Origin of the sequence: Roseateles toxinivorans, from assembly GCF_004362525.1 — a bacterium.
Taxonomy (GTDB): Bacteria; Pseudomonadota; Gammaproteobacteria; order Burkholderiales; family Burkholderiaceae_C; genus Paucibacter; species Paucibacter toxinivorans.
In genome coordinates this window covers 576,285-591,010 of the sequence record NZ_SNXS01000004.1, presented here as the reverse complement: position 1 = coordinate 591,010, position 14,726 = coordinate 576,285, and the positions used below count along the sequence as shown (strand labels likewise).

At 67.5% G+C, this 14,726-nt stretch carries 15 protein-coding genes; 4 read left to right on the top strand and 11 right to left on the bottom strand.

Annotation, left to right across the window (positions count from 1 at the left end; genetic code table 11):
- The first annotated feature begins 2 nt into the window (after nucleotides 1-2).
- Entirely contained in the window at nucleotides 3-770 is a 768-nt protein-coding gene (locus DES47_RS17805) for an arginyltransferase (protein ID WP_133702059.1), read from the top strand.
- An 8-nt stretch (nucleotides 771-778) separates the two neighbouring features.
- On the opposite strand, the gene DES47_RS17800 is transcribed toward DES47_RS17805, so the two are convergent.
- Entirely contained in the window at nucleotides 779-1,201 is a 423-nt protein-coding gene (locus DES47_RS17800; protein WP_133702058.1) for a universal stress protein, read from the bottom strand.
- A 154-nt stretch (nucleotides 1,202-1,355) separates the two neighbouring features.
- Between DES47_RS17800 and DES47_RS17795 the strand changes: the two genes are divergently transcribed.
- The gene (locus DES47_RS17795) at nucleotides 1,356-1,826 is read left to right on the top strand and encodes a CreA family protein (RefSeq protein ID WP_243748359.1); all 471 of its coding nucleotides are present in this window, start codon (nucleotides 1,356-1,358) and stop codon (nucleotides 1,824-1,826) included.
- Between the two features lie 61 nt (nucleotides 1,827-1,887).
- On the opposite strand, the gene DES47_RS28770 is transcribed toward DES47_RS17795, so the two are convergent.
- Both DES47_RS28770 and miaA read right to left on the bottom strand, forming a co-directional pair.
- Nucleotides 1,888-2,055, bottom strand: a complete 168-nt coding sequence (locus DES47_RS28770; protein ID WP_166652054.1) for a hypothetical protein — start codon at nucleotides 2,053-2,055, stop codon at nucleotides 1,888-1,890.
- Between the two features lie 66 nt (nucleotides 2,056-2,121).
- Nucleotides 2,122-3,075, bottom strand: coding sequence for a tRNA (adenosine(37)-N6)-dimethylallyltransferase MiaA (miaA, locus tag DES47_RS17790; protein WP_133702057.1), 954 nt, complete (start codon nucleotides 3,073-3,075; stop codon nucleotides 2,122-2,124).
- 72 nt (nucleotides 3,076-3,147) lie between these two features.
- On the opposite strand from miaA, the gene ppk2 reads away from it, so the two are divergent.
- Nucleotides 3,148-4,074 (top strand): polyphosphate kinase 2, encoded by a 927-nt coding sequence (gene ppk2, locus DES47_RS17785; RefSeq protein WP_133702056.1) that lies wholly within the window; start codon nucleotides 3,148-3,150, stop codon nucleotides 4,072-4,074.
- 78 nt (nucleotides 4,075-4,152) lie between these two features.
- On the top strand, nucleotides 4,153-5,076 hold the full coding sequence (locus DES47_RS17780) for a peptidoglycan-binding protein (protein ID WP_133702055.1): 924 nt from the start codon (nucleotides 4,153-4,155) through the stop codon (nucleotides 5,074-5,076).
- On the opposite strand, the gene DES47_RS17775 is transcribed toward DES47_RS17780, so the two are convergent.
- From DES47_RS17775 to DES47_RS17740, 8 genes are all read right to left on the bottom strand, one after another.
- Nucleotides 5,031-6,074: an LLM class flavin-dependent oxidoreductase gene (locus tag DES47_RS17775; RefSeq protein WP_133702054.1), complete on the bottom strand. Its 1,044-nt coding sequence runs from the start codon at nucleotides 6,072-6,074 to the stop codon at nucleotides 5,031-5,033. The two genes, DES47_RS17780 and DES47_RS17775, sit on opposite strands and share 46 nt — an antisense overlap.
- 62 nt (nucleotides 6,075-6,136) lie before the next feature.
- Nucleotides 6,137-7,120 (bottom strand): SGNH/GDSL hydrolase family protein, encoded by a 984-nt coding sequence (locus DES47_RS17770; RefSeq protein WP_133702053.1) that lies wholly within the window; start codon nucleotides 7,118-7,120, stop codon nucleotides 6,137-6,139.
- A gap of 113 nt (nucleotides 7,121-7,233) precedes the next feature.
- Nucleotides 7,234-8,355, bottom strand: coding sequence for an NAD(P)/FAD-dependent oxidoreductase (locus DES47_RS17765; protein ID WP_133702052.1), 1,122 nt, complete (start codon nucleotides 8,353-8,355; stop codon nucleotides 7,234-7,236).
- The gene (locus tag DES47_RS17760; RefSeq protein WP_166652053.1) at nucleotides 8,342-9,148 is read right to left on the bottom strand and encodes an NUDIX hydrolase; all 807 of its coding nucleotides are present in this window, start codon (nucleotides 9,146-9,148) and stop codon (nucleotides 8,342-8,344) included. Before DES47_RS17760 ends, DES47_RS17765 begins: the two co-directional genes overlap by 14 nt.
- A 10-nt stretch (nucleotides 9,149-9,158) precedes the next feature.
- The gene (locus tag DES47_RS17755; protein ID WP_133702050.1) at nucleotides 9,159-11,582 is read right to left on the bottom strand and encodes a GcvT family protein; all 2,424 of its coding nucleotides are present in this window, start codon (nucleotides 11,580-11,582) and stop codon (nucleotides 9,159-9,161) included.
- 23 nt (nucleotides 11,583-11,605) lie between these two features.
- Complete coding sequence (locus DES47_RS17750) at nucleotides 11,606-12,493, bottom strand: EamA family transporter (RefSeq protein ID WP_133702049.1); 888 nt, start codon at nucleotides 12,491-12,493, stop codon at nucleotides 11,606-11,608.
- Nucleotides 12,493-13,041 carry a phosphonate degradation HD-domain oxygenase gene (locus DES47_RS17745; RefSeq protein WP_133702048.1) on the bottom strand — a complete coding sequence of 183 codons (549 nt, stop codon included), beginning with the start codon at nucleotides 13,039-13,041 and terminating at the stop codon, nucleotides 12,493-12,495. The genes DES47_RS17750 and DES47_RS17745 overlap by 1 nt, the downstream gene beginning before the upstream one ends.
- Nucleotides 13,041-14,702 (bottom strand): Na/Pi cotransporter family protein, encoded by a 1,662-nt coding sequence (locus DES47_RS17740; protein ID WP_133702047.1) that lies wholly within the window; start codon nucleotides 14,700-14,702, stop codon nucleotides 13,041-13,043. Before DES47_RS17740 ends, DES47_RS17745 begins: the two co-directional genes overlap by 1 nt.
- Between the last annotated feature and the right edge of the window lie 24 nt (nucleotides 14,703-14,726).

Here is a 14,726-nt window from a genome sequence, read left to right as displayed (position 1 = left end):
ACGTGACGCATCCGAAAGAGCTTCCGCTGTCATCCCTGCAGTTCTATGCCACGGCGCCCTACCCGTGCAGCTATCTGCCGGACCGCCTGGCCCGCTCGCAGGTGGCCACGCCCAGCCATCTGATACACGCCGACACCTACTCGAACCTGGTGGCGGCCGGCTTCCGGCGCAGCGGCCTGTTCACCTACCGGCCGCACTGCGATGCCTGCAAGGCCTGCATGCCGTTGCGTGTGCTGGTGGAGGAATTCACGCCAAGGCGCAGCCAGCGCCGCGCGCAAAAAGCCCATCAGCAGTTGCAGGTGCGTGTGCTGCGCCTGGGATTTCTGGCCGAGCATTACGAGCTCTATCTGCGCTACCAGGCCAGCCGTCACGTAGGCGGTGGCATGGACCACGACAGCGTCGACCAATACACCCAGTTCCTGCTGCAAAGCCGCATCAACTCGCGCCTGGTCGAATTCCGCGAGCCCGCCACCGACGGCACGCTGGGCGTGCTGAAGATGGTGTCGATACTGGATGTGCTCAACGACGGCCTGTCGGCGGTCTATACCTTCTACGAGCCCGGCGACGAAGCCAGCTACGGCACCTACAACGTGCTGTGGCAGATTGCCCAGGCGAAAGAGCTGGGCCTGCCGCATCTGTATCTGGGCTACTGGATAGGGCAGAGCCGCAAGATGGCCTACAAGGCACAGTTCCGGCCGGCCGAGCTGCTGGTGGACGGGCGCTGGCAGCGCACCAGCGATGAGATGCTGGCGGCACTGGCCTCGGCCTGAGCGTCAGCTCAGCGGATCGTCAACACCGGCACGCCGCAATGTGCCATCACCTTGGTGGCCACCGACCCCATCACCAGATTGCCCAGCGTGCTGTGGCCGTGCGAGCCCATCATCAGCAGGTCGAACTTGCCCTTGTCGGCGGTGGCGGCGATCAGATCGGCGGCGTGGCCGACCTTGCCGACGTAGTCGGCCTTGATGCCCTGCTTGGTGAAAAAGCTGCGGATGGGCTTGAGCACCTTCTCCGACTCGTCATCGTAGTAGGCCTTCAAGGTTTCCTTGTCCACGGCGGCGGCGGCGCGCGGCGGAATCGCGGGCACCACATGCAGGATGGTGTAGGCATGGGTGCCACCCAGCCATTCGTCATGCGCCGTCAGGTAGGCCAGCATGCGCTTGGTGAACGAACTGCCATCAACGGCGACGAGAATCTTCATTTGCACTCCTGTTGAACTCTGCTTGCATGAGCCCACAGTCTGTCACAGGAAACGGGTCCTGGCTTGACGGTCATCAAGTCGCCGGCCCAGGGGGCACAGACCGATTCGGGTAGGCTTGCCCCCATCGCCATTTACCTGCATCCGGGAGCCCTCATTGAAGAATCGCCTCGCCCTGACCCTCGCCTCCTGCCTGATCACCGCCACGGCCCATGCCGAAACCGTCGGCGAGGTGGACACGGTATTCAAGTTCATCGGCCCCGACCACAAGATCGTCGTCGATGCCTATGACGACCCCAAGGTGCAGGGAGTGGCCTGCTATGTGTCGAGAGCCAAGACCGGTGGCGTCAAGGGCGCCCTGGGCCTGGCCGAGGACAAGTCCGAGGCCTCGATCGCCTGCCGCCAGGTGGGGCCGATCTCCTTCGCCAAGCCGATAGCGCAGCAGGAGGAGGTGTTCAACGAGCGCATCTCGCTGGTGTTCAAGAAGCTGCGCATCGTGCGCATGGTGGACGTCAAACGCAACACGCTGGTGTATCTGACCTATGCCGACCGCGTCATCGAAGGCTCGCCGCAGAACAGCGTGACGGCGGTGGCCGTCGACCGGGCAACGGCCATTCCGGTGAAGTGAGTCGACAAAAAAATAGCGGCGCCGAGGCGCCGCTGCTGCTGGTGAAGCGAGCTGACCGGATTCAACCGCCCTTCTTGGCGCGCTTGCCCGGGTTCTTCTTGTTGTTGGTGGCCGTGCCACGTTCCAGGCTGCGCATCTGGCCGCGCGGGGCGGTGAAGGTCACGCCCTTGGGGGCGACGGGACGCGGGGTTGCTCGGCGCTCGGCTTCGGTACGGGGGGCTCTTGCCATGGATGACTCCGGTGAATGTGGATGAAAACGGCGCCGATTATCCCGCACATCCAGACCGGGCCGGATTCAGGGTGGCAAATCCCTGGCCGCCGCCACCGCAAGGTGCACCGCCCGGCTGGTCGCATCGGCCGCATCGCAGGCCACGACCTGCCGCTGCGGCATGCTGCGCAGCCAGGTGATCTGGCGCTTGGCCAGCTGGCGGGTGGCGGCGATGCCGCGCTCGGCCAGTGCGGACAGATCGCCAGCCTCCAGCGCCTCCCAGGTCTGGCGGTAGCCGACACAGCGCATCGAAGGCAGATCGGGGTTCAGGTCGCCACGCGCCATCAAGCCCTTGACCTCGTCCACCAGCCCCATGTCCAGCATCTGCATGAAGCGCTGGGCAATGCGCTGGTGCAGCCAGGCGCGGTCCTGCGGCTCCAGTGAAATCAGCGCGGGTGTGGCGCGCACCGGTTTGTCACTGTGCCAGGCAGACAGCGGCTTGCCGCTGATGCGGTAGACCTCCAGCGCCCGCTGTATGCGCTGGCTATCGGCCGGCTTGAGCCGGGCGGCGGTGGGCGGGTCCACCCGGGCCAGCTCGGCGTACAGGGCGGCCAGGCCCCCACGCTGTGCCAGCGCGTCGAGCTCGGCACGCACTGTTGGGTCGGCCGCCGGCATCTCGTCCAGGCCCTCGAACAGGGCCTTGAAATAGAGCATCGTGCCACCCACCAGCAGCGGCGTGTGGCCACGGGCACGGATCTCGCCGATCAGCCGGGTGGCATCGGCCACGAAGCGGGCCGCCGAGTAGCTCTGCAGCGGGTCGATCAGGTCCAGCAGATGGTGGGGCACCAGGGCCTGCTCGGCGGCACTGGGCTTGGCCGTGCCGATGTCCATGCCGCGGTAGACCAGAGCCGAATCGACGCTGACGATCTCGACCGGGCGGCTCGCCTGCAAGGCCTCGGCGATGGCCAGCGATGCCGCCGTCTTGCCTGAGGCGGTGGGGCCGGCCAGGCAGATGCAGGGCAAGGGAGAAGCTGAGTCCATAGCGGCAGGCGTCGTCATGGCCGGCATTGTCTGTCATGGGCCTGTCACCGGCCCCAGGCACGCTCTGCGCCCATGAGCCTCAACCCACCCGACAACGCCCAGGAGCAGGCCGAGCTGCTGCAACGCCTGCAGGCCGATCTGATCGACAGCTATGACGAAGAGCTGGAGATGGAGATCGATGACCGCGCCTTCGACGACCCCGCCGCGGCGCGCAGCGAGGCGCAGCGCCGCGAGCGCCGCGCCTATTTCCAGGAGCTGTTCCGTCTGCAGGGCGAGCTGGTCAAGCTGCAGGACTGGGTGGTGGCGAGCAAGCACAAGGCCGTCATCATCTTCGAAGGCCGCGACGCCGCCGGCAAGGGTGGCGTGATCAAGCGCATCACCCAGCGGCTGAACCCGCGCGTGTGTCGCGTCGCCGCCCTGCCCGCGCCGAACGACCGCGAGCGCACGCAGTGGTACTTCCAGCGCTATGCCTCGCATCTGCCGGCCGGCGGCGAAATCGTGCTGTTCGATCGCAGCTGGTACAACCGCGCCGGCGTCGAGCGCGTGATGGGCTTCTGCTCGGACGCCGAGTACGAGGAATTCTTCCGCACCGTGCCCGAGTTCGAGAAGATGCTGGTGCGCGCCGGCATCCAGGTCATCAAATACTGGTTCTCGATCTCGGACGAGGAACAGCACACCCGCTTTCTGGGCCGCATCCACGACCCGCTCAAGCAGTGGAAGCTCAGCCCGATGGATCTGGAGTCGCGCCGCCGCTGGGAGGACTACACCAAGGCCAAGGAAGTGATGATGGAGCGCACCCATATCGCCGAGGCGCCCTGGTGGGTGGTGCAGGCCGATGACAAGAAGAAGGCGCGCCTGAACTGCATGGCGCACCTGCTGGCGCAGATGCCCTATCACGAGGTCGAGCACGCGCCGGTGACCCTGCCCGCGCGCGAGCGCAGCGAGGACTATGCGCGCCAGCCGGTGCCGCCGCAGATGCTGGTGCCCGAGATCTACTGACCCCGCATCCCTAAGGAGCAGAGTAGCCAGCCGTCACCCGCGGGCGTAGATTGCGCCATCCAACCGCCGGGAGCCGCCATGGGCCGTGTCTATTTCGCCAAGGGACTGAAGGGCATGATTGCCCGCCGCATCCAGACCGATCTGCTGCGCCAGGGCATTTTTGCCGGCGCGGCCGAGAAGTTCGTCGATGGTGACTTCGGCGGCAACACGACGGCCGCGCTGCAGGCGCTGCAGCAACGGCGCTCGCTGCCCGTCACCGGCTCGGTGGATGAGGCCACCTGGTCGCAGCTGACGCCCGACCCCCTGCCCTCGTTGTACGAGCGCTGCCTGGGACTGACCGCCGCCTTCGAGGGCCATGGCTTCGGCCTGGTGCAGGGCAATTTCGACGGTGCCGGCCTGACCTGGGGGGTGATAGGCTTCACCCTCAGCAATGGCGAGATCCAGGCCATCACCAAGGAGGCCGAGGCCCTGGCACCGGGCGTGCTGGCGCGCACCTTCCAGGATCTGGCGCCGGTCTGGTTGGGCGTCTGCGCCAAGCCGCTGAAAGAGCAGATCGCCTGGGCCGACAGCATCAGCAGCGGCCCGACCAAGGAGCGGGTGCCGGACGCCTGGCTGAAGGCCTTTGCCCGACTCGGCGACGAACCCATCATCAAGCGCATCCAGATGCAGCGGGCATTCGACAAATACTTTGTACCGGCCGCGGCGTCCGCCCGCAGGCTGGGCTTGACCTCCGAGCTGGGTGTCGCCCTGGCCTTCGATGTGCATGTGCAAAACGGCGGCTTCAAGCCCAAGGCCTTTGCGCTGGCTGCCGGCCTGCAGGCCGATACCCCGGAGGCACAGCGCCGCCTGCTGCTGGCCAATGCGGTGGCCGACAGCGCCCTGCCCCGCTGGCAGGAGAACGTGCGCAGGCGCAAGACCACCATCGCCCAGGGCACGGGCCTGGCCAATGGGGCCAACTACACGCTGGCGTCCTGGGGGCTGGCCGAGGTACCCGCCGCCTGAGGGACGAGCCCGAACGCTTCAGCCACCAGCTGATAGGAGCGCAGCCGCGCCGCGTGACTGTGGATATTGGAGGTGATCATCACCTCGTCGGCCTCGCAGGCCTCGGCCTTGGCGGCTATCTGCTCGCGCACCGAAGCCGGCGTGCCCACCACCACCAGGCGGCGAAAGCCCCGTACCAGGGCCTGCTCGGCGTCGCTGTAGGCATAGCGCAGCGCTTCCTCGGGGCTGGGCAGCGGGGCAAAGCGGCCGCTGCGTATGCGCACCCAGGCCAGGTCCATCGTCGCGGCCAGGAACTGGGCCTCCTCCTCGGTCGGCGCGCAGACGGCGGACACGCCGAGGATGGTGTGTGGCCGCTCGAACTGCGCCGAGGGCACGAAGGCCTGGCGATAAGCCTCGAAGGCCGGCGCGGCGGGCGTCGGGCTGAAGTGGCTGGCAAAGGAGTAACCCATGCCGGCCGCTCCCGCCATCTGCGCGCTGGCGCCGCTGGAGCCCAGCATATAGATCGGCGGCAAGGGCGCGTCGTCGGGCATGGCCTTCAGCGCGCTCATCGGATGACCGTCGGGCAGCGGCGTGACACCCGACCAGGTCAGCAGCTCGGACAGCAGCTGCGGAAACTGCTCGCCGTCGAAGGCACGCAGCGCCCGCGAGGCCTGCACATCCGAGCCGGGCGCCCGGCCCAGGCCCAGGTCGATGCGGTCTGGGTACAGCGCGGACAGGGTGCGAAAGGCCTCGGCCACGCGCAGCGGCGCATGGTTGGGCAGCATCACGCCGCCGGAACCGATGCGCAGCCTGCGGGTCAGCGCCGCCGCGTGGGCGATCAAGACCTCCGGCGCAGCGCTAGCCACCGAGGGCATGCCATGGTGCTCGGCGTACCACAGGCGCCGGTAGCCCAGGCGCTCGGCCAGCTGGGCCAGCTCGCCACTGCGATGCACTGAGGCGGCGGCGCTGCCGCCGGAGCTGACGGGAACGAGATCAAGGACGGAAAGGGGCAGGTTCATGCCCTGATCCTAGGACATGAACCCGCCCCGTGCTGCGGCAAGGGCTTGTGCGCTAGGAGCCTTCAGTACCGGCGACGGCGCGCAGCGCCGGACAGCAGCAGCAGCCCTGCCAGCAGCAGCAGATAGCTGGCCGGCTCGGGCACAGCGGCCAGCATGCCTGCCGCCAGCAACTCGTGGCCACGGGCAGTCGGGTGTATGCCGTCCCAGAACAGATAGCTGTTGGCATCACAGCCCAGCACCGCGCCGCAGGCATCGGTGACATTGCCAAGGCCGAAGGCGGCGGGGTTCAGCGTGGCCTGTGTCATCAGGTCGAAGACATTGAACTGGGTCACGCCGCTGCGGCCCTGAAGCTGAGCGGCCAAAGCCGCATTCATGCTGGCGCTCAGATCGCTGGCCAGGCTCATGCCCATCGCGCCGTAGCTGGCGGCCAGCGGCGTCAGGCCAAGGTTGGGCGTGTTCCAAACCACGATGTGCTGGGCGCCCTTGGCCTGCAGGCTGTCGATCAGCATGCCGGTGTCGATCGCATATTGCTGCGCAGTCGCGCCAATCACAGTGGACGGATTGGCCCCGAGCAGCATCGCGCCAAGCGCGTCGCGGGCATTGTTGCCGCCGCTCTCGAGCACATAGAGCGCGTCACTGGGCGCCGCGCCCCCGTGCGCCGCAAGAAAGAACTCCGTCTGCCGCTTCAGGCTGTACGGGAAGCCATCGGACGTCTCCACGCCCGGTGCCGCGGTCTGCGCGCCGCCGAACGCATAGTTGCCACCGCCCAGCAGCGACGGTGCGGCGCTCAGCCCCAGCGAGGCGGCAAAGCTGCTGGACCAGACCGGGCCGTTGCTGTAGGTGCCGGAGGCATAGGGAATGGTCGAGAACCACCCGCCCCCCGGCAGCAGCTGCGGCGGCAAGGTGGCCCCTATGGCCACCGCATTATTGCCGCTGTCCGACAGGCTGTCGCCGAAGATGTAGAGACTGGAGTAGGCCTGCGCCGCGGGCGCAAGCATGATCATTGCCGAGGCCACAAGGCCGGCGAACCAATGCGTCGATTTCATTCATTACTCCCTGTTGTATGAGCCATTGCGCGGTGACCAGGGCAGATTGGTGCGGCCCACCGTGCATTTGGCGACGCAAGCATGCTTGCGTGGTCACCGGCCTGTCAATCGGCTCAAACGCCCAGCCGCTGCACCACCTCGTCGGCGAGGGCCAGACAGCTGGTCAGCCCGGGAGATTCGATGCCCAGCAGATTGACAAGTCCTGGCACCCCATGCTCGGCCGGGCCGTCGATGCGAAAGTCCGGTGCACTCTGATCAGGCCCATGCAGCTTGGGCCGCACACCGCTGTAGGCCGGCTGCAGTGCGCCGTCGGCCAGGCCGGGCCAGTAGCGGCGCACATCGGCATAGAAGCCATCGGCCCGTCGCGGATCCACCGTGTAGTCGATCTGTCCGGGCTCGCTGACCTCGGGCAGCCACTGGGCGTCCGGGCCGAAGCGGGCCTGGCCGCCCAGGTCCAGGGTCAGGTGCACGCCCAGCCAGGCGTCTTGCGGCACCGGATAGATCAGGCGGCTGAACGGCGCGCGGCCGGCCAAGGCGAAGTAGTTGCCCTTGCTGAAGTAGGCACGTGGCTGGTGTGCCGGGGCCAGACCTTGCGTGCGCGCGGCCAGCTGCGGCGCGTACAGTCCCGCCGCATTGATCACATGCCGGGCCTGCAACTCCATGGGCTCATCGCCGCCGACCTGCAGGCGGTGGCCCTGAGGGCCGGTGAAAATGGACTCGACCGGCGAGCACAGCGCCAACATGCCGCCGGCCCGCTCCAGATCACCCTGCAGGGCCAGCATCAGGCCGTGGCTGTCGATGATGCCGGTGGACGGCGACAGCAACGCGCCGACGCAGCGCAGCGCCGGCTCCAGGGTCAGGGCCTCGGCGGGGCTGAGGTAGAGCAGATCGTCAACGCCGTTGGCCTGGCCCTTGGCCAGCAATTGCTGTAGGCCCGGCAACTGTGCCTCCTGCGTGGCCACGACCAGCTTGCCGCAGCGCTGGTGAGCCACGCCGGCCTGCTCGCAATAGGCGTAAAGCAGCGCCTTGCCACGTACGCTGAGACGGGCCTTCAGCGAGCCTGCCGGGTAGTACAGCCCGGCGTGTATGACCTCGCTGTTGCGCGAGCTCACCCCCGTGCCGATCGCATTGGCGCGCTCGAGCACAATGGTTTCCAGGCCCCGCCGCGCCAGCGCCCGCCCGACGGCCAGGCCCACCACACCGGCACCGATCACGGCGACATCAATTTGTTCCATCGGGATATTCTGCCCCGGCCGTGGCGATGACGGCGGCCGCATCCTCGGTGAATTCACCGGCCTGCAGCCGCGTCATCAGCTCATCCGGGAGAAGGTGGAGGAACTCGGCCACCTCACCATCCCGGTTGCGTGGCTGAAAGCCCGCCGGCAGGGCAAGGTTGTAGATGTGCACGACCTCGTCATGCAGGCCCTCGGGCTCGACCCGGGTGCAACGCACTGCACCACCCGCGACGATGCCACGCGCGACAGCCTCGGCCACGCCGGCCTCCTCGCCCAGCTCGCGGACGGCGCAGTCCTCGAATGCCTCGCCGGCCGGCAGGCCGCCCGCGGCAAGATTGTCCAGCCGGCCCGGGTCGGTGGCCTTGCTCAGCGCGCGCCGTCCACACCACAAACCACCCTCGGCACTGAAGCCGTTGATGTGCACGGCCCGGCTGCGCAGACCGAAGAAGCGGAAGGCGGCTCGTTCAAGCCGGAACAACTCGGTGCCCTGCTCCAGCAGCGGATCACCGACCGGCACCTCGCAGCGATAGGCCTCGTTGCGCCAGCCGGTGATCAAGCCCAGCTCGCGCAGCCGCTCGGCCGCCTGCTGGATCTGCTGCGAGCGCTGCTCCGGGGTCAGCCCTTGTGCCGCCCAGACCAGGCGCCGGCCCTGCACGCTGCAACCCTGCAGCACCGCCAGCAGCGGAGCAACGCGTTGCGGTGCCAGCACGCCTATGGCCTGCCCGCCCAAATGCAGCGGCAGCCAGTCGCCTGGCACCGGGCGGCGTGCCCCGGCCAGCAGCTGAATCAGCAATGCCCGTTGCTCAGGGCTTGGGTGGCCAAGTGTCATGGAGCGTCACCGCGGTAGCCTGGCCCCAGAGGTCGATGCTGGCCGGCGTGCCGGCGTGGGCTTGCTGGGCCGCCGCGCCGCGCACATAGCCCAGCGCCACGCAGGCACCGGCGCGCGGGCTCCAGCCCACCGACGAGATCTCGCCGACCGTCTCGCCGCCCAGCACGATCGCTTCGCCGCCCCAGGCGTAGGCCCGCTCGTCCTGCAGCACCAGGGTCACCAGCTTCTTGCGCAGCGGCTGGCCACGGGCGGCCAGCAGGGCCGCCTTGCCGATGAAGTCGGTCGGCTTGTCGAGCTTGACGGCGTACTCCAGCCCGGCCTCGAACGGTGTCTCGTCCGGCCCCAGCTCGGCGCCCCAGGCGCGGCGGCCCGCCTCGATGCGCAGCGCATCGAGCGCGTAGTAGCCGGCATCCCGCAGGCCAAGATCGGCGCCGGCCGCCATCAGGGTCTGGTAGACATGGCGCGTCATCTCCACCGGCACATGGAGCTCGTAGCCGGGCCCGCCGACATAGCTCATGCGCGCGGCGCGCACCCGGGCATGGCCGAGGTCGATCTCGACGGTCCACGAGAACTTCAGGCCCTGCGGCGACAGGTCGGCCGGGCTGACCCGCGCCAGCAGCTCACGGGCATGCGGCCCCATCAGCGACAGCACGCAGGTCATCGCCGTGACGTCGGTCAGCATCGCGTGCTCGTCCGCGGCAATGTGACGCCTGATCCAGTCGGCGTCGCGCACGCTCTGCGCCGAGCCGGTGACGATCAGAAAGCGCTGCGACGCCTCGCGTATCACCGTCAGATCGCTCTCGAAGCCGCAACGCTCGTTGAGCAGGGCCGTGTAGACCATTTTGCCGACCGGCACGTCCATCTCGTTGGCGCACAGGCGCTGCAGCACCTCCAGGGCGTCGCGCCCCTGCAGCAAGAACTTGGCAAACGAACTCTGGTCGTACAGCGCCACCGCCTCGCGGGTGGCCCGCTGCTCGGCCTGCATCCAGGGCAGCCAGGCGGGCCTGCCCAGGCCGTAGGCCGGCGCGGCCGCGCCCTCGGGCCTGAAGTAGTTGGCCCGCTCCCAGCCGTTCTTGCTGCCGAACTCGGCGCCCTTGGCCTGCAGCGCGTCGTACAGTGGCGAGGTGCGCAGCGGGCGCGCCGCCTGCAGCTCCTGGCGCGGCCAGCGCATCGCGTAGTGCAGGCCCAGGGTTTCAGCCGTGCGGTCGTGCAGCGCCTTTTTGTTGGCGGTGAACGGGCCGAAGCGGCGTATGTCCACATCCCACAAATCTGTGGGTGCCTCGCCGCCGATGATCCACTCCGCCATCAAGCGCCCGGCGCCGCCGCCATTGGCAATACCGGCCGAATTGAAGCCTGCCGCGACGAAGAAATTGCGCAGCTCGGGCGCCTCGCCGAGGATGAAGTTGCCGTCCGGCGTGAAGCTCTCCGGCCCGTTGAGCAGCATCTTGATCTCGGCCGTGTCAAGGCAGGGCGTGCGGTGCATGGCGTTGGTCATCAGGATCTCGAACTGGTCCCAGTCCTCGCCCAGCAGCTCGAACTGGAAGGTCGAAGGAATGGTGTCCATCTTCCAGGGCTTGGCCACCGGCTCGAAGCCACCCATCACCAGGCCGCCGACCTCTTCCTTGTAGTAGATGTAGCCATCGGGGTCGCGCAGCACCGGCAGCATCGGATGCACGCCGGGGATCTGGCCGGTGACGAGATAGAAGTGCTCGGCCGAGTACAGCGGCACATTGACACCGGCCTTGGCGCCCAGCTGGCGCGCCCACTGGCCGGCGCAGTTGACCAGCACCTCGCAGCGCACCTCGCCCTGGTTCGTCAATACGCCCACCACGCGCGGGCCGGAGGCACCCTGCTCCACCAGCACGTCCAGCACCTCGACGCCCTCGACAATCTTCACGCCACGGTTGCGCGCGCCCTTGGCCAGCGACATCGTCAAGTCGGCCGGATTGGCCTTGCCGTCGCCGGGAATCCAGACCGCGCCCTGCAGGTCATCGGTACGCATCAGCGGATAGAGCTTGCCCGCCTCGGCCGGGGTGATCAGCTCGCACTCGACGCCGAAGCCCCGCGCCAGGCCGACCTGCTTGCGCAGCACCTGCATCCGCTCAACGGTGCGCGCCACGGTGACGCTGCCGCACTGCTTCCAGCCGGTGGCCAGGCCGGTCTCGGCCTCCAGCCGGCTGTAGAGCTCGATGCCGTAGCGGCTCATCCGCGTCATATTGCGGTTGGGTCGCAGCTGGCCGACCAGGCCGGCGGCGTGCCAGGTCGTGCCGCAGGTCAGGCGCCCCTGCTCCAGCAGCAGGACATCGCTGCGGCCCATCTGAGCCAGGTGGTAGGCGGTGGAGCAGCCGACGATGCCGCCGCCAATGATGATGGTTTGAGCGTGGGTCGGAAGTGACATGGTTTTCTTGGTAATAGGCAAGACTAAGCCAGACGTAGGGCCATCACCCCGGCCACGATGACGATGGTGCCCAGCGCGCGCTGCTTGCCGAATTTCTCTTTCAACAACCAGCAGCCCAGCAGCGCGGCGAACAGCACCGAGGTCTCGCGCAGGGCCGCAACCGAGGCCACCGGCGCCTTGGTCATCGCCCACAGCGCAATGGCATAAGAGCCTATCGAGGCACTGCCGCCCAGGGCCGCCAAGGGCCAGCGCTTCTTGGCATAGGCCCAGATCTCGCGGCGCTGCTGCGAGGTTCGCCTCAGCAGCACCAGGGTCGGATAGGGAATGCCGTCGAGCACGAACAGCATCAGCACGTATTGCATCGCCAGCGCCCCACCCTGGGTGGCGCTGCGCACCCCCATGCCGTCGACGATGGTGTACATGGCGATGATGGCCGCGTTGCTGAAGGCGAACACCAGGGCCTTGCCATGGTGCAGCGCCTCGCCGGGCCTGGACAGGCCCACCAGGGCAACACCGGCCGTGATGCCGGCAATCCCCAACCAGGCCATGGCGGGGGGTGCCTCGCCGATGAAAAAGCCGCTGCCCAGCGCCACCAGCAGCGGCGCGAAGCCGCGCATGATCGGATAGGTCAGGCCGAGGTCGCCGTGCTTGTAGGCGCCGACCAGGGCGATGTAGTAGCCGATGTGGATGAACAGCGAGCCGGCGATGTACGGCCAGGCGGCCCAGGGCGGCGGACCGGTGTAGAGCAGCATCGGCAGGGCCACCAGCGCGCCCAGAAAATGTACCAGCGAGGTATCCACCTCCTTGTCGCCGCTGGACTTGACCAGGGCATTCCAGGAGGCATGGAGCACCGCCCCACCCAGCACCAGCAGCACGATGGGCCAGGTCAGTGCGAGTTCGGGTCCCGACATCACTTCAACGCACAGCGCTGCGCGATGGTCATGTAGTGCTCCAGCGCGGGCGTCCGATGTTCGGCCTGCTTGGCCAGGTCATCCCACAGGCGCAGGCGGACCGCGTCCTGCGCGTGCGGCAGGGCCTCGAAGGCGGTAATTTGCTCGCCTTCGAACACCCCGCCCTGCAGGACCAGGCTGCGCTTGGAGTCGGCCGACAGGGCCTCCCAGTAGCCGGGCCGGGTGGCGCACAGATAGCGCTTGGCGTCCACATGCAGCTTGATCGCATCGAGCACACGGTCCGGGAACAGGCCGCGCAGAAAGGGCAACGCGAAGTACTGGTGGACGTCGTCGACGCCGCGCAGCGACGGGGTGTCGCCCAGGTCGTGCAGCAGGTGGCCGAGGTCGTGCAAGAGGGCCGCGGTGATCAGCGCATCGTCGGCGCCCTCGCCCTCGGCCAGCTCGGCGCTTTGCAGCGCATGCTCCAGCTGGGTGACCGGCTCGCCGCTGTACTGCTCGCCGCCTTTTTCGTGGAACAGCTTGGAGATATCAGCAAGAGTCAGTGCCATCAGTTGCCATCCAAACCCATCATTTGCGAAGGACGAATCCGTGTTTGTGCCAGCACCCCTGCGGCATCCAGGATCGGATAGGCGATCGAGCAGATATTGCCGTTGATGCGCTTCAGATCGCTGATCATGTCCAGGTGCAGCGCGCTGGTTTCAATGCTCTGCGCGGTGTGGTCCTGCAAGCGCGTGATGTGCGAGTTGGCGTACTCGCGCTCCAGGTCACGGAAGTGGGCCTTCTCCTCCAGCAGCTTGCGCGCGTCGCGCACATGGCCGTCGAGGAACACGCTCATGCCCAGGCGCAGATTGGCCAACAGGCGTTCGTGCAGGTGCGAGATCTCGCCCATGCCGGCCTCGGAGAACTTGCGGTTCTTGCGTATCGCCTTGTCTTCCACATCGAGTATCAGCCGCTCGACAATGTCGCCGATCTGCTCCATATTGATCGTGAACGAAACGATGTCGGCCCAGCGCCGGCCCTCCTTCTCTGACAGCGCCTCGCGCGAGATCTGCGTCAGGTAGAACTTGATCGCCGAGTAGAGCTCGTCCACGGTGTCGTCCAGCTTGCGCAGCTGCTCGGCCAGGGCCAGGTCATTGGTCTTGATCACCGTCAGCAGACCGCGCAGCATGGTCTCCACCACATCGGCCTGGTGCAGGGCCTCGCGGGTGGCGCAGCTGATGGCCAGCGACGGCGTGCCCAAGGCCAGCGGGTCCAGATGGCGCGGGCGGCTCGACGGCGGCGCCGCGGGAGCCTTCATGAAGCGCTCCAGCAGCGAGGCCACCGGCGCGGTGAAGGAGATGAACAGCAGGGCCAGGGCGGTGTTGAAGACCAGGTGGAACACCACCACCTGCTGGTGCACCGTGCCTATGTACTCCTGCAGCAGCACATGGGCGGCCGGCAGCAGCGGGATGGCAATCATGCAGCCGGTGATCTTGAACAGCAGATTGCCCAACGGCAGGCGCCGGGTGGCGATATTGGCCTGCGAGGTGGTGATGACGGCCAGAATGCCGCTGCCCAGATTGGCGCCCAGCACCAGGCCAAGGCCCACCGTGGCCGGCAGGATGCCCGAGCCGGCCAGCGCCGCGCTGAGCAGCACGATGGCCAGGCTGGAGTAGCTGAGTACGGCCAGAACGGCGCCGACGATGATGTCCAGCAGGATTTCATTGGGCAGCGCCTTCAGCAGCGTCTGCACCGCCGGCGAGGCGGTCAGGGGTTTGGTGGCGCCGACGATCAGCTGCAGGGCCAAGGTGATCACACCCAGGCCGATCAAGACCCGACCCAGCCGCCCCGAGGTGCTCTTCTCCTGAGAGATGAACATCACCACGCCGACGAAGATCAGCAGCGGTGACAGCCAGGACAGGTCGAACGAGAACACCACCGCCATCAGCGAGGTGCCCATATCGGCACCCAGCATCACCGCCAGCGCAGACGCGGTGGAGATCAGCCCGCTGCCGACAAAGGAGGCCACGATCAGGCAGGTGGCCGTGCTGGACTGCACGACGCTGGTCACGCCGATGCCGGCGAGCACCGCATACAAACGATTGCTGACGCTTTGGCGCAAGACCTGGCGCAGGTTGGCGCCAAAAAGGCGCAACACCCCGGTGCGCACGATATGCGTGCCCCACACCAGCAGGGCAATTGCGGCCAGCAAATTCAGCAGATGTTGCATTCAGCTCTCGAGGCTATCGGGGAC